Annotated in this window: 12 protein-coding genes; 9 read left to right on the top strand and 3 right to left on the bottom strand. The window is 67.5% G+C overall.

Annotated elements, in window-relative coordinates:
- The first annotated feature begins 733 nt into the window (after positions 1–733).
- Positions 734–2746, top strand: a complete 2013-nt coding sequence (locus GY812_12990; GenBank protein MCP4436394.1) for a hypothetical protein — start codon at positions 734–736, stop codon at positions 2744–2746.
- 210 nt (positions 2747–2956) lie between these two features.
- A complete protein-coding gene (locus GY812_12985; protein ID MCP4436393.1) occupies positions 2957–5389 on the top strand; it encodes a DNA topoisomerase 4 subunit A in 2433 nt (810 codons plus the stop codon).
- Positions 5390–5405: 16 nt separating this feature from the next.
- On the opposite strand, the gene GY812_12980 is transcribed toward GY812_12985, so the two are convergent.
- Positions 5406–6368 (bottom strand): DMT family transporter, encoded by a 963-nt coding sequence (locus tag GY812_12980; GenBank protein ID MCP4436392.1) that lies wholly within the window; start codon positions 6366–6368, stop codon positions 5406–5408.
- 107 nt (positions 6369–6475) lie between these two features.
- Between GY812_12980 and GY812_12975 the strand changes: the two genes are divergently transcribed.
- The 3 genes from GY812_12975 to GY812_12965 all read left to right on the top strand — a co-directional run bounded on the left by GY812_12975 (position 6476) and on the right by GY812_12965 (position 11277).
- A complete protein-coding gene (locus GY812_12975; GenBank protein MCP4436391.1) occupies positions 6476–8641 on the top strand; it encodes a DNA topoisomerase IV subunit B in 2166 nt (721 codons plus the stop codon).
- A 138-nt stretch (positions 8642–8779) separates the two neighbouring features.
- Positions 8780–10114, top strand: a complete 1335-nt coding sequence (locus GY812_12970; GenBank protein MCP4436390.1) for an acyltransferase — start codon at positions 8780–8782, stop codon at positions 10112–10114.
- Positions 10111–11277 carry an acyltransferase gene (locus tag GY812_12965; GenBank protein ID MCP4436389.1) on the top strand — a complete coding sequence of 389 codons (1167 nt, stop codon included), beginning with the start codon at positions 10111–10113 and terminating at the stop codon, positions 11275–11277. The genes GY812_12970 and GY812_12965 overlap by 4 nt, the downstream gene beginning before the upstream one ends.
- A gap of 167 nt (positions 11278–11444) precedes the next feature.
- On the opposite strand, the gene GY812_12960 is transcribed toward GY812_12965, so the two are convergent.
- Together GY812_12960 and GY812_12955 are read right to left on the bottom strand one after the other, a co-directional pair.
- Positions 11445–11780, bottom strand: coding sequence for a hypothetical protein (locus tag GY812_12960; GenBank protein ID MCP4436388.1), 336 nt, complete (start codon positions 11778–11780; stop codon positions 11445–11447).
- A gap of 191 nt (positions 11781–11971) precedes the next feature.
- Positions 11972–15415 carry an AAA family ATPase gene (locus GY812_12955; GenBank protein ID MCP4436387.1) on the bottom strand — a complete coding sequence of 1148 codons (3444 nt, stop codon included), beginning with the start codon at positions 15413–15415 and terminating at the stop codon, positions 11972–11974.
- 78 nt (positions 15416–15493) lie between these two features.
- Between GY812_12955 and GY812_12950 the strand changes: the two genes are divergently transcribed.
- From GY812_12950 to GY812_12935, 4 genes are all read left to right on the top strand, one after another.
- Complete coding sequence (locus GY812_12950; protein MCP4436386.1) at positions 15494–17158, top strand: hypothetical protein; 1665 nt, start codon at positions 15494–15496, stop codon at positions 17156–17158.
- A 64-nt stretch (positions 17159–17222) separates the two neighbouring features.
- Positions 17223–18104 (top strand): glycosyltransferase family 2 protein, encoded by an 882-nt coding sequence (locus tag GY812_12945; GenBank protein MCP4436385.1) that lies wholly within the window; start codon positions 17223–17225, stop codon positions 18102–18104.
- A gap of 117 nt (positions 18105–18221) precedes the next feature.
- The gene (locus GY812_12940) at positions 18222–18968 is read left to right on the top strand and encodes an ABC transporter ATP-binding protein (GenBank protein ID MCP4436384.1); all 747 of its coding nucleotides are present in this window, start codon (positions 18222–18224) and stop codon (positions 18966–18968) included.
- A 10-nt stretch (positions 18969–18978) separates the two neighbouring features.
- Positions 18979–21645 (top strand): FtsX-like permease family protein, encoded by a 2667-nt coding sequence (locus tag GY812_12935; protein MCP4436383.1) that lies wholly within the window; start codon positions 18979–18981, stop codon positions 21643–21645.
- Positions 21646–21964: the final 319 nt, after the last annotated feature.

Raw genomic sequence — 21964 nt, 5'->3', positions numbered from 1 at the left:
CATAGGTGCCCTTGAACCCGATCAGGCCGGTGTAACCACCGGGGATGCGCAGCGAGCCGCCACCGTCGCCTCCCGATGCGAGCGACACGAGTCCGCCCGCCACCGCAGATGCGCTACCGGAGGAAGATCCGCCACAGGTACGGTCGCGGCCCCACGGGTTGTGGGTGACTCCGTTGAGCCTCGTCACGCTCACGTTGAGGCCGCCGAACTCGCTGGCGGTCGTGAGCCCGACGGGCACCGCGCCTCCGTCGTTGATGGCCCGACCGGGAATCGTGTGCGTGTGTGATGCGATGCGGTCTGCGAACAGCAAAGAGGCACCGGTATCGGGCCAGCCCTCGATCTGGTCGAGTTCCTTCACACCGAACGGCACCCCACCGAACGGTTTCGACACGTCAGCCGCAGCAGCCCCCGCGCGTGCCCTGTCCTCGTCGACGAACGAGAAGCAGTTGAGGTCGGACGCCTCGATGGCACCCAGGGTTGCCTCGAGCTCCTCCTTCGGTGAGCGCTCTCCCGAGCGGAAGGCGTCAACAAGCGAGCAAGCATCTCCGAGCCACGGCGTGTCTGTCATTCCGCAATGCTTGCACCACCGGAGGCGAGCTGTCGAACAACGTTCAGGGTTCGGGGTCAGGGGCACAATTCTCGGTCTGGCGTCCGAACTGCCACCGAGGCGGGAATACTGGTGCGGTCACATGCATCTGCCCTGCTCCCACAACCGAAATCGACGGAGGCCGAAGTGACGGAACTGAAAGACCTGGCCACCCGAGCGGTGTCCGACATCGGAAAGGCCGAGACCACCGCTTCCGGTGTCGAGGAATTCGCCGCCGACACCAAGGACCTCACCCCCCGCGACCTCATGGCCCGCGCCGCCACCGAACTGGCAGACGCGATCAACCCACTCGCGAGCAGCCCGTCTGCACCACTCGAGACCCAGTCGCTCATCGACGCGTTCGGCGCTTCGCTCATGCCTCGCGCCACGATGCACCAGGGCATGGCCGCGGGTCTCGCAGTCCTCGCGGCGGGAGCGGTGAGCGCACCGCTTCACTGGGCTGCGCGACAGATCGCACCTGCGGATTCGCCACTCGCCTGGAGGCTCCTGGCCCGCGGCGGCATTGCTGCGGGCGGCTGGACGCTCGCCAACCTCAACGAGACCGACGACGAACACACGATCGTGTCCAGCTTGCGCTCGGCCGGTGAACTGGCGGTCGCCGGCGCAGTCGGCGGAATGGTGTTCGAGGCGGCCGAGGAGGCACGTACCCGCTTCCCTGCCAAGAGCCCCTGGCGACCAGTCGCCATCGGCGGCGCCGGCGCCGGCTACGCCCTGTACCGGTCCGCGAAGTCGCTCAAGCAACGCACGGCGCTGATCAAGCGCTGGACCGACGACGACAAGCCGGCCAGCCTGCCGGGCGCCATCGCCATAGGCGTCACCGTGTCCACGATCGGGCACCTGATCGGCAAGGGCTACCGAGCCTCGGCCAAGGGCACCGCTGACTTCTTCGGCCCTGACGTGCCGCACCAACTCATCGGCCGTGCGGTCAACGCCGCCTTCTGGGGCGGTGGCGCCGTCGCGCTCTACAACGCGGGCGTCGCGCGCATCGCGCGGTCCAACGAGAAGATCGAGCCGGCGTACGACAAGGCACCCGAATCCGACTTCGTGTCCGGCGGCCCCAACTCCGAGTCGCCGTTCGACGAACTCGGACTGCAAGGGCGCCGCTTCGTGACCGACGTGGTCACGCCGGACCTGATCGAGCAGACTCTCGGCGAGGAAGCAGTGGCGCATCCGATCCGGGCATACGTAGGGGTCAATTCCGAGCCCGTCTACCCGGCCGGCCGCTCCGAGATGATGTGTGACGAGATGGAACGCCTCGGCGCGTTCGACCGCTCCCACCTGGTCCTCTTCTCGCCCACCGGCACGGGCTGGGTCGACCTTGCGGTCGTGTCGGCCGCCGAGCTGTTCACCCGCGGCGACGTGGCGACCGCGTGCGTGCAGTACGGGCGTTCCCCGAGCTTCCTGGCCGTTCAGACCGTCGCGCTCGGCCGCTCCCAGTTCCGCCTTCTGCTGTGGAGCGTGAAGCAGCGACTTGCGGAGCGCCCACCGGACAAGAGGCCGAAGGTGCTCGTGTTCGGCGAGAGCCTCGGCGCCTGGTCGAGCTCCGACGTCGTGATGCGCCAGGGCATCGAGGGTTTCGACCACTACGGGATCGACAATGCCCTGTGGTTCGGACTGCCCGGCCTCGCCAAGTGGTCCCGCACCGGCATGCGTGAAGGTCGTGGCCCCAACGTGCCCGAGGGCAGCGTTGGCGTGTTCGACCGCCCCGAGCAGTTCGCCGCCGTGAGCGAAGAGGACCGCGAGGCAATGCGAGCTGTGATCCTTGACCACGAGAACGACCCGATCGCGCTCATGTCACCCCGCCTCGCGGTGAAGCGACCACCCTGGCTGCGCAACGAGACCCGCGGCCGCAACGTGCCCGAGGAGATGGACTGGCTGCCGGTGCTCACCCTCGTGCAGGTGATCGTGGACGCCATGAACGCGATGCGGACCGTGCCCGGCGAATTCAAGTCGTTTGGCCACGACTACCGCGGCGACACCGCAGCCTTCGTGCACGGCGCGTGGGGCCTGCCCGAGGTGACCCCCGAGCAGTTCGACGCGGTGGAACGGGCCCTCGTGAAGCTCGAGGTCGACCGCGGCGAACGACTCAAGGCCGCCAAGGAGGCCGGCGTCGGTGACGCGAGCACCGAGGTGCAGTAGCCCCGACGCCCACCTGCGAAGCAGGTGCAATGTGCTAGTCGGTGACGCGAGCACCGAGGTCCAGTAGCCCCGACGCCCACCTGCGAAGCAGGTGCAATGTGCCAGCCGGTGACGCGAGCACCGAGGTACAGCAGCCCCGGAGGGGTCGCGTGGGGTGTCGCGGGGATGGGGAAGAATGGGCCGTGGAGCCGTTCGCAACCAGGAGATGCCGTGCCGCGCCAGGACTCGCTGTTCACCGACTACGCCCGAGAGGTCGTCGACGTACCCGTATCCGATGAGCTGGGCGAGTCATTCCTCGCCTACTCCCTGTCGGTCATCACTTCGCGTGCCATCCCCGATGTGCGAGATGGCCTGAAGCCCGTCCAGCGCCGGATCCTGCACGCCATGGCGTCCATGGGCCTGCGCCCGGACCGGCCCCACCGCAAGAGCGCTGGTGTCGTCGGCGAGACGATGGGCAAGTACCACCCCCATGGCGACGGCGCGATCTATGACGCCCTCACCCGCATGGGTCAGGGCTTCGGGCGCAACATCACCCTCGTCGACCCCCACGGGAACTTCGGCAGCCTGGATGACCCGCCCGCCGCGTACCGCTACACGGAGTGCCGGCTCAGCCAGGCCGCCATGGAGATGCTGGGCGAGATCGACGAGGACACCGTCGAGTTCCGCCCCACGTTCGACGGTGAGCGTTCGGAGCCGGAGTACTTGCCGGCGAGGCTGCCCAACCTGCTTGTCAACGGGTCCATGGGCATCGCCGTGGGCATGGCCACCAACATGGCTCCGCACAACCTGCGCGAAGTTGCCGCTGCGGTGAAGCTCGTTATGAAGAAGAGGCGCCCGAAGCCCACGGTTGCGGAGCTGATGAAGGTCCTCCCCGGACCTGACTTCCCTTCGGGGGGCATCGTCGTCGACGACGGGCTGGCCGACGCGTATGGCACCGGTCGCGGGTCGATCCGGATCCGCGCCCGTGCAGAGGTCGTGAAGCTCACCCGAGCGCGCGACGGCATCGTGGTCACCGAGCTGCCCTACCTGGTCGGCCCCGAGAAGGTCGTGTCTCGCATCCAGGAGCTGATGCGCGACAACAAGCTGCCCCACGTCACCGACGTCAAGAACACGTCCGACCGGCGCACCGGCTTGCGCCTCGAGATCGAGCTGAAGCCCGGGGCCAACGCCTCGGCGGTGCTCACCGAGCTGTACCGGCTGACCCCGATGGAGGACTCCTTCGGCATCAACAACGTGGTGCTCGTCGACGGCGTACCCACGACCGTCGGATTGTGGGAGCTGTGTGAGCACTACCTGCAGCACCGGCTCGAGGTGGTCAGGCGTCGCACCGAGTTCCGCCTCGAGAAGGCCGAGCGGAGGCTCCACCTGGTCGCGGGCCTGCTGGTGGCACTCGATTCGATCGACCTGGTCGTCTCGATCATCCGCGGCTCACAGGACTCAGCCGAGGCGCGCGACAACCTCATGGATCAGCTCAACCTCACCGAGGTGCAGGCGGTGCACATCCTCGACATGCAACTGAGGCGCCTCACGGCACTCGCCCGCATCGAGCTCGAGGCCGAGGCCGGGGAGTTGCGCGACCTGATCGACGGCTACCGCAAGATCCTCGCCTCGGAACGCCGCCGCAAGACGATCGTGATCGACGAGCTGGAGGAGATGGCAGAGCAGTTCGGCCACGACCGCCGAAGCACGGTGGTCTCACCCGACGACCTCAAGGACGTGACCCTGGCCGAGGTGGCCGAGGAGGAGCGTGCGAGCCGCACCGAGGAACCATGCACGGTTGCGCTGTCCGCGAGCGGCATGCTCGGACGCGAGCCCGTCACCGGACCGAAGAAGGCCACGTTCGGGCGCCACGACGTGCTGGTGCAGCGGGTCGCGACCACCACACACTCCGTCATCAGTCTGGTGACCACCAAGGCGCGGGTGTTCGCCGTGCATGTCGACGACCTCGAAGAGGTCACCGGCCGCAAGCGGGGCACATCCGTGGGCGACCTGGCCGCGCTCGACAAGGGAGAGGAGGTGCTGGCGGTGGTTCCCCCACCCACCGCGGAGCAGCCGGCGCCACTGCTGATGGTGTCTTCGGGGGGCCAGATGAAGCGCATCGACGTCGCGGAGCTGTGCGGCACACCGGCCGGCAAACCGGCCATGAAGCTGAAGCCCGGCAACAGCGTGGTGGCGGTGTTCCCGGCACCGGACGGCGCCGAGCTCGTGGCCGTGGCATCGAATGCGCAGGCGATGCGCTGTGCCACCGATACGGTCCCGGTGCAGGGGCGCGGGGCCGGCGGAGTGGGCGGCATGAAGCTGGCCTCCGGCGCATCGGTGGTCGGGGCGGGGCTCGCCTCGCAGGACGCAATCGTGCTCACGGTCACCGACGGCCAGACCGCGAAGGTCACCGATGCCTCGGAGATCCCGCTGAAGGGGCGCAACACAGCCGGGTTGCGCGTCACGAAGTTCCGCAAGGAGAAGCGCGTCGAGTGGGCGTGGGTAGGAGACGAAGCAGGCGTGTTGGTGGTTGTCGGCCAGCAGGACGCGCCGTCGCGGCCGGATCCCTCGCCCGAGCCGCTCACGATCGAGCACACCGGTCGTGACCTGGTCTCCAAGGCCACGAAGCGCAGGATGCTCTCGATCGGGTTTGGTCGCTGGTGACCTCGACGACCGGGCGCTACTCGCCTGGCACCACGGCGATCTCGGCTGGATCTGCTGCGGCGCGGCCGGTCTGGCGGACGAACACCGCCAATGCAACGAGCACAACGGCCATGCCCACGACCTGCAATGGCTCGAGGCTCTGGTCGTAGACCGCGACCGCTCCCAGCGATGAGAGCACCGTGACGCCGAGCGCGATGGTGGACGTGGTGCTGACTTCCAGGTGCTTCTGTGACCACGACATCAGCAGGTGTCCGGACCCCGGCACCAGCGTCATGGCCATCGCTGCACCCAGAGCGGCGAGCGTCGGAGCCTGCAGACCCGGACCGCTGATCAACGCGCCGCAAAGGGCGACTACCGCCGCGGTCGGCAGGGCGGAGGCCTGGTACTCGAGCGCACCCAGGGTCTCGCGGGCACTCTTGGTGCCCACGAAGTAGGCGCAGCCCACGAGCGTGCCGGCAAATGCCAACAGGTCACCGGTGAGCGACCACTCGCCGGAGTTGTCCGAGGATCCGAGAACCACGATGACGGTGCCGCTGACCGCCACGAGGATCAGCAGGATGCGCGCGGCGGTGACCTTCTCACCGAGGCGGCGCATCGAGTACGGCAACAGGAGTACGGGCTGCAGGGCAGCGATGACCGTGGCGGAAGCGACCGTGGTGTGCTTGAGAGCGCTGAAGAACAGCGTCGCCGACAACCCAAACGCGACCCCTCCGACCGCGGCTGCCCGAAACGCAGCCACGCTGTAGCGACCGCCGCGCAGCACGAAGATCGCTCCGTAGACCGCCGCGCCGAACAGCGTGCGCCAGAAGGCCAGCTGGGGACCGGGCAGGCCCGCACTGACAGCGATCAGGTTGCCGATCGACCACAGCCCAGTAGCCGCCAACGCCGCCCCCACCGGTGCCAGCGCGTGGTCAGCCAGTGGGCTCCCCGCCCCGCCCGGGGCAGCCATGGGGCGGGTGCCCTGCGGGTCGGATCGCACCCTCAGACGCTACTTACGAACACCGTCCGATGCCCCAGCGGTTTCGAGGGAATCCCCGACCGGCGGTAACCGACGATGTCGGTGCCGCGTGCTTGACTGGGCACACGATGGCTGCGAGCAAGTCCCCCACCAAGAAGCCCACCAAGAAGCCCACCAAGAAGCGCACGAAGAAGACGGCGTCCGCGAAGAAGGCTCCCGCTGCGAAGGCCCCGGCGAAGAAGCCTGGCAGGGCCAAGGGCGACACCAATGCAGGTGACTCCTACGACGAGAAGTCGATCCAGCTCCTCGAGGGGCTCGACGCGGTACGCAAGCGTCCGGGCATGTACATCGGTGGCACCGGTTCCGCAGGGCTGCACCACCTCGTGTGGGAGTTGATCGACAACTCCGTCGATGAGGCTGCCGCGGGCCACGCCAACCTGGTCGAGGTGACACTTCACCGCGACGGCTCGGTCGAGGTGGCCGACAACGGCCGGGGCATTCCGACCGGCAAGAAGGACGGCAAGCGCACCGCGCTCGAGATCGTGTTCACCGAGTTGCACGCAGGCGGCAAGTTCGGAGGCGGGGCCTACTCCTCCTCCGGCGGACTGCACGGCGTCGGCGCCTCGGTCGTGAACGCGCTCGCATCGAAGCTGGTGGCGGAGGTCGACCGCGATGGCCACACCTACAGGTTGGCCTTTGTCGACCGTGTTCCCGGCAAGATCGCGGCCAACGGCAAGTTCACGGCCGGCTCCACGCTCGAGAAGGTCAAGAAGATCCCGGCGCGGCGCACCGGCACCCGCGTGAGGTTCTGGCCCGATTTCGACGTGTTCGACCCCGGCCTGGCCATCGACCCGGAGGAGGTGCGCCAGCACGCGGCCCTTGTGTGCTTCCTCGTGCCCGGGCTCAAGGTGCGCATCGTCGACAAGCGTCCGGGCGGGAAGTCGGAGGAGTTCGTGGCGAAGGGCGGGCTCGCTGACCTCGTGGCGATGCATCCCGGCACGCCGGTCACCGAAGTCATCACGATCCACGGAACCGGCACGTTCGAAGAGAAGGTGCCGGTGGATGGCAAGATGACCCTGGTGGAGCGCGAGGTAACCGTCGACGTGGCCCTCCGCTGGACCAACAGCTTCGACAGCCGCATAGACAGTTTCGTGAACACGATTCCCACCTCCGAGGGTGGCACCCACGTGGCGGGCTTCGACCGCGCCCTCACCAAGGTGTGCAACGAGCTGATCGTGCCCAACAACCGCAAGCTCGCGAAGCTCGCCAAGACCAACAAGGACCGCGCCGAGAAGGCTGATGTGCAGGAAGGCCTGGTGGCGGCGATCAAGGTCACGTTCCCGGAACCACAATTCAAGGGCCAGACCAAACAGGAGTTGGGCACCCCGCCGATCGGTTCGATCGTCTACGACGTGGTGCGCAACAACTTCGCCAACTGGCTCGAGGGCGGCGGCCGCAAGACCCACATCAACGCTCTGCGCGACAAGGTCACCTCCGCGATCGTCAATCGGGTCTCCACCAAGGCGGCGCTCGAGGCGCGCCGAAAGGCGGCCAACCTCACCTCGGCGGGGCGCCCCGACAAGCTCGCCGACTGCCGCAAGCATGGACTCGACTCGGAGTTGCTCATCGTCGAGGGCGACTCGGCGGCCGGGCCGGCCAAGGCCGGGCGCAACGCCGAAACCATGGCGGTGCTGCCGCTGCGGGGCAAGGTCGTCAATGCCTCGAAGTCCACGATGAAGCAGGTCATCGACAACGCCGAGGCGCAGGCGCTGTTCGCCGCGATCGGAGCCGGTTCAGGGCGGGACTTCAACCTCGACGATGCCCGCTACGGGCGGATCATCGTCCTGTGCGACGCGGACGTGGATGGCTCACACATCCGTTGCCTGCTGCTGACGCTCTTCTACCACTACATGCGACCGCTGCTCGAGCAAGGCCGGGTGTTCGCGGCCCAGCCACCGCTGTACACGGTGAAGGTGGGCGATGACACGATCCACGCCTTCTCCGACGATGAGAAGGACGAGATCACCAGCCGGCTCGCCAAGGGCGGCCGCAAGGCCGAGAACCTGCAGTGGGTGCGGTTCAAGGGCCTCGGCGAGATGGACGTGGAAGAACTCGCAGTCACATGCCTCGACCCCGAGACCCGTATCCTGAAGCGGATCACCATGGATGATGCGTCCGAAGCAGCCTCGGCAGCCGATCTGTTCGAGACGCTCATGGGCAGCGACGTCGCCCGCCGACGCCAGTACCTGCTTGCCAACAGCGAACTGGTCGACCGCGAGTCCCTGGACGTCTGACCCTCACGGGGTTTTCACCCAATCTGTGAGGGTGGACAGCGCGACTGGGCCATCAGTACCGTTGTGACTTGTGTCGTGGCTGAGGGGAGAGGCCACGGGGCAAGGCAGGCGAGGGGCGATTGGGCTCAGGCGAGGGCAATGGCGACGGTTTCGACCACCCGTAACAACCGGTTGATCCGCATTGATGCCCCCGCGCTCGGGCACATCCCCGCCTTTGACGGCCTACGCGGGGTATTCGTGCTGCTCGTGGTCTTCTACCACGCGCAGCTCACGCCGTTCCTGGGCGGCATGCCACTGGTCATCGACTGGTTCTTCGTCTCCAGCGGCTTCCTCATCACGAGCCTGATGCTCGATGAGCGCAACAAGCACGGTGCGGTCAGCCTGCGGAACTTCTACACCAGACGGGTGCTGCGGCTGTTCCCCGCCATGTACGCAATGCTGGCTGTGTTCACGATCATGGCGGTGATCGCAACCGTGGCGGTGAAGGACTCCTCGGAGTTCTCCAACTGGTGGGTCGACGTCGTCTCCGGCGCGTTCTACGTGTTCAACTTCGTGGCGGCCGCCGATCCACAGGCTGTCTCGGGGGCCATCGGGCACATCTGGAGCCTCACAGTGGAGGAGCAGTTCTACTTCATCTGGCCCCTCGTGCTGCTGTTCGTGCTGCGCAAGGCCAACCGTCGCACCGACATGCGCCTGATCGTCGGGTCAGTGCTCTTCATCGCCCTGTTCATCTTCCTGCGCTCCCACTTCCAGTACATCGTGAGCGACGCCGACCCGACGCACCCCACGTTCATCGACCAGGACGATCCGACCTGGCAGGGGTTCCTGTACCGCTTCGCATCCATGCGCCCCGACATGATCGTGTACGGCTGCCTCATCGCTTTCGTAGCCCGGGCCATCCCGAGGCCGGTACCCCACGCCGTCCGTCGCTTCCTCGCCGTGATCGGGCCGATCAGCTGGGTATGGTTCGCGGCGGTGCTCTTCGGAGCCAACACCGGCCTCTGGGGCTTCGAGCTGTGGGGCGGTCCGGCCTACCAGGTGGCCCTGCTGCTGCTCGGTCCCGGAGTGCTCGACACCTACTTCCGCCCTAAGACCTTCTACAGCCGCGCTGCCAAGTGGAAGCCGATCAGCTGGCTGGGCCTGCGCGCCTACGGCGTGTACCTGTGGCACGTGCTGCCGCTGCTGGTGTTCCTGCCTGCGATCAACAACGCGAACGGCCTGGAGAAGCTGGTGCTCGCGTCGCTCGCCTCGTTCTTCGGCGTACTCGCCGGGCTGGGGTCCTTCCGATTCATCGAGCGGCGCTTCCTCGCCATGAAGGGTCGCTTCCAGGGACCCGCGACGCCCGCCGTTCCCGATGCTGCAGCGAAGGTGGTCGCCGACGCCGACGCCGGGTTGTTGGACCTGGCCGCCCAGGATCCCGACAGCCCCTCCGCCGACCCACCTGCGATCAACGAGAAGCCGGGAGTGGGATGAGGACGGCTTCGCCCACCGAGCTGATCAAGGTCGACGCGCCGCCACTGGGGTACGAGCCGGCGCTCGACGGCATCCGCGCCCTCGCTGTGCTGATCGTCATGGGCTACCACTACGGCGGCAACCAGTGGCTCCACGGTGGCGTGATCACCGTGGACTGGTTCTTCGTGCTGTCGGGCTTCCTGATCACCAACCTGTTGCTCGACGAGCGCAACCGCGACGACGCCATCTCGCTTCGCGGCTTCTACCACCGGCGAATCCTGCGGCTGTTCCCCGCCATGTACGTGTTCCTCGGGATCATGCTGTTGCTGTCGCCGATCGCGTACAACGAGGGCTACACCGACGTGTTCGTCGAGATCGGCGCGGCCGCTCTCTACTCGTACCAGCTCTTCCTCGGCTTCTTCGGGTTCGGAGACGGCGAGCGGCTGCTGTTGCACATCTGGACGCTGTCGGTCGAGGAGTGGTTCTACTTCTTCTGGCCCATCGCCCTCATCTGGGGAGTGTCGAAGGCAAGGTCCCAGCGCACCCTCCTGATCGTCAGCGGCGTGTTCATCGCGTTCTGGATGGGTGTGCGGCTCTCGGCCGGCATCGCCGGAGTCGACTTCCACCGCGACTTCACCGACGCCGACCCCTACCCCTATTGGGCAAAGGTGCTGTGGCGGTTCTCGGTGATGCGTTTCGACGTGCTCGTGATGGGCTGCCTGCTGGCAATCGTGCGTCGGGGCATGTTCCCCATCACCCCGCAGCGCAAGCGCCAGATCAGCATTGCCGGAGCCGTGGGCGGTGCCCTCGTGATCCTGTTCCTGTTGGGCTCGGGCCGCATCCCAGGTTTCGAGCCGTTCGGAAGCATCGGATACAACCTCGCCCTGTTCGGCGTTTGCGGTGCAGCGCTCTGGCTGCACTTCAATCCGGCCACCCACATCGGACGATTCATGTCGATCCCATTCCTCGTCTACGTGGGCAAGCGCTCCTACGGCCTGTACCTGTGGCACATGCTGCCGGTGGCGTTGGTGCCGTCGATCGGCACCGGCAAGGTGGGCTGGGCGATAACGGCCGTGTTCCTGTACGCAATCACGTTCGGTCTCGCCGAGCTCTCCTGGCGGTTGGTCGAGGCGCCGTTCCTGAAGCGCAAGCACCGCAAGTACGCCAACGTCTCCGGTCGCTGAGTACAGCTCACCGATCCGGGCCCGAACGCGACGGAGGAGGACCCGGGGGGCGGGTCCTCCTCCGTTGTGGCCTCACCCACCGAGGGGGGGTAGTGGATGGGCCTGCCGCTGCCGACCGGTCCGCAGGGGATTACGGCGCTGGGGTCGGGCGGCTATTTGGGGGAACTTCAGGCAGCAGCCTTCGTTTTCTTGGCGGCAGCCTTCTTCACCGGGACCTTGCGGTCGAGCAGGGTGTCGGTGAGCGGGGCTGCGGCACGTGCGGCGCCGAGGGCGACGCCCTTGTTGGTCGTCACGAGCTTCGAGGCGAACTTGGCCTGGTTGTCGATGACTTCCTTGGGGGTAGGGATCTCCTCGGCGAAGGGAACGGCTGGGACGTCGACGCGCTCGGTCACGGCCTTGGTGACCTTGCCGACGGTGTCGCTCACCGGGGCCTTGAGGGAGTCGATCCATTCGAGGATCTGTTCCTGGATCTCGGATACTCGGTCCATCACCTGTGTGCTCATGGTCTCTTCTCCTTGCCGACGGGGGGTGTCGGTGTCGTGGGTTGGTCCCTGATGGCCTCGTTGTCGATGGCCTTCAGTAACTCTGGTGCTAACAATAGCAAGCGCACTCGCGGGCGTCAACCATCCTGCTAGCTGTAGTTAGCAGCCGTCTGAGAGACCGCTTCTGAACGCTGGTCGCCCGATTGCGTCGCTCAGATGCCCGAGACCGCGGGTGCGTTGGCAGCGATCTGGTCGAACACCTCACGCCACTGCGTTGCCTCGAGGCCCAAGGCGGCAAGCGAGCGCTCGGCCCCGCCCAGCGATGTCCGCGACGTCTCCCCTCCGCGGTCACCGCGAACGGCATCGGCGAGGTCGACCAGCGCCACCATGACCCGGTCCTCGGTCTGGCGCAGGGAGTCACGTGCCCTGGCGATCGACAGCGCCCCAGCGCTTCCGCGATCGAGCAGCGCCCGCACGACGTCGGCGAATGCCATGTCGTTGTAGGTGGCGTGCTCCATCGAGTCCAGCTTCTCCACCAGGTCGAGCGCATCCTGGGCACGCCCGAGGGCGGCGGAAGCCAGTGCGGTGGCCACCAGATCCCCCGGTGATACAGCCGCTGCCTGGCCCAGGGCTGCCTTCGCCTGTTCGTGCCGGCCGGACTGGAGGTACCACAGCGCCGACTCCGCAGAGTTCTCCCACCCGGCCGGCAGCTCGTCGCCCAGGACCATTCCCGGCAGGCCGACCTGCACTTCGGTGAGCAGCGCGACGGTCTCGGCCATGTCCATCGATGTCTGCATGCTCGTGTCCAAGGCCCGCCTCAGAGCCGCGAATCCCGACTCGAGGTGGCCACTCATGACCCGTGCACGACCCAACAGGGCGAGGGCCTGCTCCATCCCGACCACATCCGTGCGGCTGTCGAGGGACTCGAGAGCACGTTCCGCACTGGTAGCTGCAGCCCGGGGATGACCCGTCCAGAGCTCTACCCCACCGAGCACCAGATGCATCATCCCCATGCCGAAACGGTCGCCGCGGCGTTCCGACTCGATCAGGACCCGCTGCGCCAGTTCGCCGGCGCGCTCGAAGTCCCCGCTGGAAAAGCGCAGGAAGGCGTCCAAGCCGTTGGTCCACTGCAGCCCGCCGCGGTCGCCGGCCTCGGTGAGAGCGGCGGACGATGCCTCGATGTAGCTGGCGGCTCGCTCCAGCCTGCCATCGCCGAACGCGATCCAGGCCAGGCTCTGGAACGCCCAACCCTCGCCCCGGCGATCCTTCACGGAGCGGAAGGCCTCGAGCGCGCCGAGTATCGGGGCCTCCGCTGCGCGGTGGTCGCCACGCAGCAGCATCGACAGGCCCTGTTGGCGCAACGCCTCACCGCGGCCGGCGGTGTCGCCGAGGCTGTCGTAGACCTCCAGTGCCTCGGCCAGGCTCTCGTCGGTGCGCTCCCAGTCCCCCGCCCGCATGTAGGCCGCCGCCAGACGCTGCAGGGCCTCGGCCCGCAGCGCCGGAGAACCGATGCCATCTGCGATCACCAGGGCTTCGCGTGCATCGACCTCGGCCGGATCGGGGTCCCATTGCTCGGCATTGGCAGTCGAACGCCCGATGAGTGCGTGGAAGCGAGCCTCGGGATCGTCGTGGCAGAACTCAAGGACGCGCCCGTGCAGCCTTGCGGCCAGCGGCCAGGCCCCACTCGCCTCTGCGCGACGGGCAGCCTCGTTCATCCAGTGGATCGTCCTGGCTTCCAGCCGCTCGTGGACGTCGTCGTCGCCAAGGTCGGCTGCGAGCGCAGCGGCCTCGCTGAAGTGCCGGGCCACGACCTCAACGGTTGCATCGTCGGCCGACGTCGCTGAGACGGCATCGTCGAGGTAGCGGGCGATGCCGGCATGGCCGTGCAGCCGCGCCAACTTGGTGAGCCTCGAGTACGTGACCTCGCGGATCAGGTCGGAGCGGAACTCCCACCGCTTCCCCTCGACCACCAGCACATCCTTGTCGGCGAGGCTCGACACCTGCGCGGCCACCGACCGGATACCCCGGGCAGCCTCAGCGATCCGATCGAGCACGATCACCGCACCCGACGTACCCCAGATCGCGGCATCGCCCAACACGTCCTGCTCCTCCGGTGTCAGGGCATCGATCCGGGCGGCCACCAGGCCACGCAGCGTCTCGGGCAACGGAGACTTGCGATCGTCCGCGTCGAGCTCGTCGCCACCCTGGACCAGGGTCACAAGCTCCTCGAGGTAGAAGGGGTTGCCGCCGCTGCGGTCAAGGAGGAGGTCAGCCGACTGCTCGTCGAGCCCTCCCTCGGTCAGGTGCTCCAGAAGCGACGCCACCGATGCCCGGTCGAGTGGGTCGATGTTCAGCATCACGCTGTTGAAGCGGCCAGTGGTGGGAGCCCACCGGCTCTGCAACGACCTGCGGGCGGTGGCAACGAGCACCAGGGGCTGGCGCGCCATGCGGGTCAGGATCTCGTCGATGACTTCGTACACCGCCTCGTCGGCCCAGTGGAGATCAGCGATGCGGATCAGCAGCGGCCCTCGTTGCAGCCGGGCCTCGAGGAACGCAAGCATCGCCCGCGCCCCCTCGGCGCGAGCGGCGGTGCCGTCGAGGCCACGCAACGCGCCTTCGTGACCCATGATGTGCAGCAGCCCTTCGACCACGGCGTCGGCCTCGGCAGCATCATCGGGGATAGCAGCACGGACCGACTCCGAAGTGACCGCCAGCGCATGGTCGAGTGAGTCGCCGGCCTCGAGCCCCAGGGCGGCACGCAGCACCTCGGCGATCGGCCACCACGGGTTGACCTCGCCATAGGGAAGGCATCTGCCCTCGAACACCGCCACACCGTCCTCGGCAGCGAGCGTGTCGGCGACCTCCTGCGCGAGGCGGGTCTTGCCCACCCCGGCTTCGCCGACGAGCACGATCACCTCGGCTCGCTCGTGGCGGATCGAGCCCCGCGCCGCGTTCAGGAGCATCTTGAGCTCGGTGTCGCGGCCGACCAGGGGCGACTGGACCAGGCCGCGGCGCGGACCGGGGGGTCGCAGGGTGCCGGTGGCGACCCAGACCCGTTCGGTCTGCTCGCGCCCACGCGCGGTCAGCCGGCCCCCGTCGTCGTAGGCCACCGCGTCCTCGGTTGCCACGTGGGTGGCGTCTCCGACCACGACCTGCCCGGGAGAGGCTGCCGTCTGCAACCTCGAGGCGAGGTTCACCACGTCACCCATCGCCGTGTAGTCCCCGCCTGCGCGCAGCGCTCCCACGAGTACCTCGCCGGTGTTGACCCCTACCCGCATGCGGATGTCTATGCCCGCCTCGGCCCCGTATGAGTTGAGGGTCTCCTGCATGCGCAACGCCGCGCGCACCGCCCGCTCCGCATCATCTTCGTGCGCGACCGGGGCACCGAACAGGGCAACGATGGCGTCGCCCACGATCTTGTCGACCTTGCCACCGAAACTCGTCACGTCGCGCACGAGGCGCTCGAAGGCTCCGTCGACCACCCGCTTCACCGCTTCGGGATCGCGGTGCTCCGAGAGTGTCGTGAATCCCACGAGGTCCGCGAACAGCACCGTCACAACGCGCCGTTCCTCTACGCCACCGGTGAGCGGTTGGCCGCAGTTGGAGCAGAAACGGGCCCGATCCTCATTGGGCTCGGAGCAGGACGGACAGTTCACGGCACCAATACTACGAGCGACGCCGACACACCCGGACTCGACTTGTGCAGCCCGAGAGTGACGGCTGACACTGTCAGGGTGGCGGACAGCGAGCAGATCGACCCTGATGCCAGTGCCCGTGCGTCACTGCTGAGCGGATCGCGACCTACGGACCCACCAACGGCACCTCGCGCCGGGCGCGACGAGGCGGCCGAGTCGGCCCGCTGGGTCAAGTGGATCGCGCTCGGCTCCTTCCTCCTGGTGCTGCTGGCCAACGCGAGTGGCATCGCCTCGGGGGACGACGGCGTCGGCTACCGCGCCATCGCCGACTCGATCCTCGCCGGAGACGGCCTCGGGTACTTCCTCGAGGACCCCCTCACCATCTGGCCGCCGCTGTGGCCCGCACTCATGGCCCTCGTGGCCCGGGTCACGCCGCTCGGCACGATCGGCGCGGCAATACTGCTCAACGCCATCACGGCCGCAGTCGCGGTCCCGGTCGGATACCGCCTGTTGAGGCGAGTCGTGCCACAGGACCGACTGGTCCTGCTCGGCACGGCCGTGATCGGCCTCGGAGGCTCGACCATCGGGTTCGGTCACCTCCTGATGACCGACCTCGCCTTTGCCGTGGTCGTGATGGCATGGCTGCTGAGCCTCATGAACTTCCACGACAGCGGAGCGCGCAAGTGGCTGTTCGCCGCAGCAGGCCTGATCTGGCTCGGCTTCATGCTGAGGTATGTGTCGGTATACCTGATCGGGCTCGGCGGGCTGTGGTTGCTTTTCGACATACGGCGCCGATTCGGCGCCCGCCTCATGTCGGGGATCACGTACGGCCTCGCGGCGATCGTCCTGCCTGTCATCTGGATGTTCCGCAACAGGGCCATCGACGGCACGTTCACCGGCGAGCGCATGCCATCCGCACGCGGCCCGATCGACAACGGTTTCGACATCCTCGGGGCCATGGGTCGTTGGGTGCTGCCGGGAGTGGCCGACGGGGCGAAGTACTTCTGGGCGGCGGTCGGCGGAGTCGTGCTGCTGATAGCGGTGTGGCTCGGTTGGCGCGTGCTGACCGCCGGCGGACGAAGCAGCCAGTTCGACACGCCTGCGCGTCGGTTCCTGACGTGGATCGGCCGCCCCAGCGGACTGCTGGCCGTGCAGGCATTCGGCTACCTCACCTACATGCTCTACGTGCGCTCCACGACGGCGCTCAACCAGCTCGAGTTGCGCCTGCTGAACCCTGCCTACTTCTCCCTGATAGCGCTGGCCCTGCTGCTCATCTCCCAACTCGGCCGCATCGACGGCGAGGCCGGGCGCAAGTGGGCGGCGCGCGGCTCTGCCGTGGCGCACATCTGGGCGGTCGCCAACGTGGCGGTGGGCCTGTATGCCGCGGTCACCTTCGCCGCAGGCGACGCGTTCTTCCTCGGCAACTACGAGTCGGACCGTTTCGTGCAAGTCCGGGCCAACCCGGCCCTCGAAGCGCTGCCCGAGGATTGCGACGTGTACTCCAACCTGCCCAACGCGCTGTATCCGGCAGTCGGGCCGCAGTGGAGCCCCCGCGAGACCGGGCTGGAGTCCAACGAGAAGGTCGACGACCTGCCCGAGCTGATCGATTCGCTGGAGACCCGAGCTGCGTGCCTTGTTTGGGTCGACGAGCAGCCCGAGTACGGCCACCTGTGGTCCCTGGACGAGCTCGGCGATGCGCTAGAGCTCCAACTGCTCGACCAGAACGACAACGTCGCGGTCTACCGGATGGAACTCCGCGCCTGAGACAGAACGCTCCTACGACCGTGGCATCCGCGCCACGCTGCGTAGGGGGATTCACAATGGAAGCGTGAGTCCGCGTTTCAGTATCCTGCTGCCCGTCAGGGACCGAGCCGACGATGTGGGCCGCGCGACCGTCTCGGTGCTGGCGCAGACGTTCTCCGACCTGGAGGTCGTCGTCGCCGACGGCGGCTCCACGGATCGCACCATCGACGCGGTTCGCACGGTGGCAGACAGGCGTGTGCGCATCGTGTCGACCGCTGATGACCACGACTTCGGCGCCGGACTGTCCGCCTGCCGGGGCGAGTGGGTCAGCGTGATCGATGCCGGCACGACGGCCCGGCCGCAGTGGCTGGCGCGCTGCGCCATGCTCGCGGACCGCACCGGCGCCGACGTCGTCTTCTGCGGTGGGGCCCAGCACCACGGCGATGGCACCCTCTCGGAAGTGCTGCCCGCTCCTCGCAACTCCAGGCCCGGAGCATTCGTGGCCCGGGCGGACCAGCTCCGCGAAGTCGAGGCCGACGCTCCGATAGACCTGACCCACTGGGTCGAGTCGACCACCTTCACCTCATCTGAGCACCCGTCCGGCGGCCCGCTCCCAACGGACCCGGAAGGCAGCCCGGCACGCAGTGCGCGCACGCCGGAGGCTCTGGTGGACTGGTTCGACCGACCCCGCGATCCCGCGCCGGCCGACGACGGCCAGCGCCTGCGCTGGGCGCTGGACGCCGTGGACATGCTCAGCGACTCGCCAATCCCCGACGTGGACCTGCTCGCCCGCTACGCCACCATCGGCGGGGTGGCGGCTGCGCGATTGCGCCGACACCCGGAGGCGAAGGCGCTGCTCGGGCTTGCCCGGCAGCTGAGACGCGGGGAACTGAGGCCGTTCGCGCGTTGGGCCGTCGCATCCGTGCCCGCCCTCTCGGATCGCGTGTGGGATCCCGAACGCAACTGAGCAACCTGTTGCAGGGGTCACTTCCGGCGAACGCGCTGAGTGCCTGACCCCGGTTCACCATTAGGGTCTGGATGACCGCGTCCCCGATTCCGGAGCAGAACCTTGTCCCAAGAGGGATTGACCCAATCCGCCGCACCAACAGCCATCGCCGCGGGCGCCACCGACGCCCGCAAGGACTACGGCGAGGGTGAGGCGGTGGTGCATGCTCTTGATGGAGTCACCGCCACATTCGAGCGCTCGCGCTTCACGGCGATCATGGGGCCGTCGGGGTCCGGCAAGTCGACGCTGATGCACTGCCTGGCCGGGCTCGACCGATTGACCGAGGGCCGCGTGTTCATCGGCGAGACCTACCTCGACACCCTGAGCGACTCGGACCTGACCGAACTGCGACGCGACACGGTTGGTTTCGTGTTCCAGGCCTTCAACCTGATCCCGACCCTGTCGGCCGAGGAGAACATCACGCTGCCGATGGACCTGGCAGGGCGCAAGCCCGACCAACAGTGGCTCGACACGGTCGTGTCGACCGTGAGGCTGGGCGACCGGCTGTCACACCGCCCGAGCGAGTTGTCCGGCGGCCAACAACAGCGCGTCGCGGTGGCACGTGCCCTGGCTGGACGCCCGGAGATCATCTTCGCCGACGAGCCCACCGGCAACCTCGACTCCCGCTCCGGCTCCGAGATACTGCACTTCATGCGCTCGGCGGTCGACGAGTTGGGCCAGACCATCGTGATGGTCACCCACGACCCGGTAGCCGCCGCATGGGCCGACCGCGTGGTGTTCCTCGCTGACGGCAAGATCGTCGACGAGATGATCCAACCCACGGCCGAGGGTGTCCTGGACTACATGAAGCACCTCGGCGCCTGAGGGCCCTGCGATGCTACGCGTAGCGTTCAAGGAGCTGATGGCGCGCAAGCGCAGGCTCGTCACCACCGGCCTGGCCGTCATCCTCGGCATCGCGTTCCTCACCGGCACGCAGATCCTCGCCGGAGTACTCAACGAATCGATCGACTCGCTGATCTCAGACGTATATAAGGGCTACGACGCCGTCGTTCGTTCGCCTGATGTGCAGGAGTTCCCCCTTGGCGAACTCCGCCCACCCGTGGACGAGTCGGTCGTCGAGGAAGCCCGATCCGCTGACGGTGTGCGCGCCGCGTACGGCATTGTCGAGGCATCGACAGTGGCGCTGGTCGGACCCGACGGCAAGGTGATCAACTCCGGATTCGGGCCGCCAACCCTCGTGTTCAATTGGATCGACGACCCGATCCGACCCGGCGTGCTCGTCGACGGCGAGGGTCCCACGCAACCGGACCAGCTGGCGATGGACTTCAGGACCGCCGAGGACAACGGCTGGTCCATCGGCGACACCGTCGAGGTCGTGGGCCAGGACACCCAAGCCGAGTTCGAGCTCGTGGGCATCCTCGGCCTGGGTGAGGAAGGCGACCAGTTCTCGGGGGCCAAGCCGCTCTACTTCACCGAAGAGGTCGCGCAGCAGCTGTCAGGTGCGCCGGGACAGTACAGCTACGTGGCTGCGGGTGCCGCCGAAGGCGTCTCACAACAGGAACTCGCCGAGTCGCTGGCCGACGCGGCGCCGGACACGCAGGTGCTGACCGGCGAGGAGTGGACCGAGGAAAACTCCGAACAGGTCGCCCAGTTCGTGGGCATCCTCACCACGGTCGTGTCGGTGTTCGGAGTGATTGCGCTCGTGGTGGCGGCGTTCATCATCTACAACACGTTCTCGATAATCGTGGCCCAGCGCACGCGTGAAACCGCCCTGCTGCGGGCCATCGGGGCGAAGCGTCGGCAGGTGGTCGTCGCCACGCTGGTGGAGGCGGTGATCATCGGCCTGTTTGCGTCAGCGATCGGACTCATCGGTGGCTCACTGCTGGCGACGGCGATCAAGGCGCTGACGGGCACCTTCGTGAGCGTCGAGAGCGGCCTCGCCTTCCCGACAGGGTCGACGCTCGTTCTGGCCTTCGTCGTGGGCATCGGCGTCACATCCGTTTCAGCGGTTATTCCGGCCATCCGCGCGTCACGTATCAGCCCCATGGCAGCGCTCGCCGAGGTCGGCATAGACCGCAGCGGGGTATCCACACCGCGAAAGGTCTGGGGAAGCCTGCTGTTGTTCGGTGGCATCGTGCTGGCGGCCCTCGGCCTGACTGACTCAGTTGACAGCCCGCTCTACCTCGTGGGCGCAGGCCTGCTGTTCATACTCGTGTCGGTGGCCGTGATCCTCGGCCCGCTGCTCGCGCGTCCGGCGAGCATGGCGCTTGCCTGGCCGCTGACCCGCAGCGGCAGCGTGACCGGGCGCCTCGCCGCGGAGAACGCCGCGCGCAACCCGCGGCGCACAGCGGTGACAGCGGCCGCCCTCACCGTCGGCGTGACCCTGGTCGTGGTTATCGCAGTGCTCGCCAACACGGTCAAGGCCAGCGTCACCGAGGAGATCGAGTCAGCTCTCGGCGACGTCGACTTCATCGCGAGCGCAGGCAACTTCTCCAACCTCGGCGTACCTCCCGGGTTGGTCGACGGCGCCAACTCGATCGACGGGGTCGAGGAGACCTCACCGGTCCGGTTCAGCGCCGTGGTCCTGCTCGACGAAGAGGCAAAGCGCAAGGCGGCCGAGGACGCCACGACAACCACAGTGCCCACAGAGGACTCGACTCGGGGCGAGTTCGGGGTCAGCGACGAGGTGCCCGACGGCGAGAGTGTGTTCGCCAACGGATACGAGCCCTCGAACTTCTTCGACCTGATCGACATGGGCGACATCGAGGGTGATCCCACCGCATCACCCGGCTCCGCCCTCGTGGCACGTGCAGAGGTGGCCGAGGAGCGCGGCTGGGAGGTGGGCGACACCATCCCGATGTACTTCGCTTCCACGGGCGTGCAGGACATCACCCTCGTTGCGACCTACAGCGACGGGCTGGGACCCGACGACAACTACTACCTCTCCAACGAGACCATCCAGGCGAATCCGTTGCCCAATCTCGACGTGATCTTCGCGGTCTACGTATCCACCGAAGACGACGACGAAGTACGCGCCACGGTGAAGGCAGACCTCGAGGAGATGGTGGACAGCCGCCCAGACGTGGTGATCCAGGACGTCGAGGAGTTCATCGAGTCGCAGACCGCCCCGATCGACCTGTTCGTCACCGTGCTCTACGGACTGCTGGCGCTGGCCGTGATCATCGCCCTGATCGGGGTCGCCAACACGCTCTCGTTGTCGGTGCTGGAGCGCACCCGCGAGTTCGGCCTGTTGCGCGCCGTCGGCATGTCGAGGCGCCAGCTCGGATGGACCGTCCGCACCGAGGCGGCGATCATCGCCGTGTTCGGAACCTTGCTCGGCATGGTGATCGGAATCCTGTTTGCCGTCGCCCTCGCGTTCGCGATCTCCGCTGACGACCCCGGACTGCTCACCCTCAAGCTGCCGTGGCTGCAACTGGTCGTGATAACGGTCGCGGCCGCACTGCTCGGGGTCCTGTCAGCGATCCTCCCGGCTCGCCGGGCAAGGCGACTCGAGATGCTCGACGCAATCTCCTCCGAATAGTGCCTGGACGCCTCAGGACCGGAGGGCCTGGACAGCCTCGATGGAGTCGGCCTGCTCCGGTGCACTGTCGGCGCGGCATTGGCGCACCCTCGCGAACCGCAGCGCCACGGCACCCGGGTCGCGGGTGGAGCGCTGCACTACATGCCGCGCGATCTCGACGCTGGGAAGGCCAGGGGCGAGCTGCAACTAGTCGGTGATCTGCTGGTTCACCTGCGAGTGGTCCGCTGACGTCGTGGACGGGACCGTGCCGACACCCATCTTCTGACCGGCGGCAGCCGTGGCGCAGTCGCCGCCCTTGTCGCAGATCCACAGCACGTTC

Source organism: Actinomycetes bacterium, from assembly GCA_024222295.1.
Lineage (GTDB): Bacteria > Actinomycetota > Acidimicrobiia > Acidimicrobiales > Microtrichaceae > JAAEPF01.
The sequence above is the reverse complement of the archived record's forward strand: the minus strand, read 5'-3'. Positions and strand labels throughout refer to the sequence as shown.

Excerpts from the sequence above, each read along its gene's own strand:
- GY812_12965 (MCP4436389.1), top strand. The coding sequence starts at position 10,111 with ATGAGGACGGCTTCGCCCACCGAGCTGATCAAGGTCGACGCGCCGCCA.
- GY812_12935 (MCP4436383.1), top strand. The coding sequence starts at position 18,979 with ATGCTACGCGTAGCGTTCAAGGAGCTGATGGCGCGCAAGCGCAGGCTC.
- GY812_12970 (MCP4436390.1), top strand. The coding sequence starts at position 8,780 with ATGGCGACGGTTTCGACCACCCGTAACAACCGGTTGATCCGCATTGAT.
- GY812_12975 (MCP4436391.1), top strand. The coding sequence starts at position 6,476 with ATGGCTGCGAGCAAGTCCCCCACCAAGAAGCCCACCAAGAAGCCCACC.
- GY812_12960 (MCP4436388.1), bottom strand. The coding sequence starts at position 11,780 with ATGAGCACACAGGTGATGGACCGAGTATCCGAGATCCAGGAACAGATC.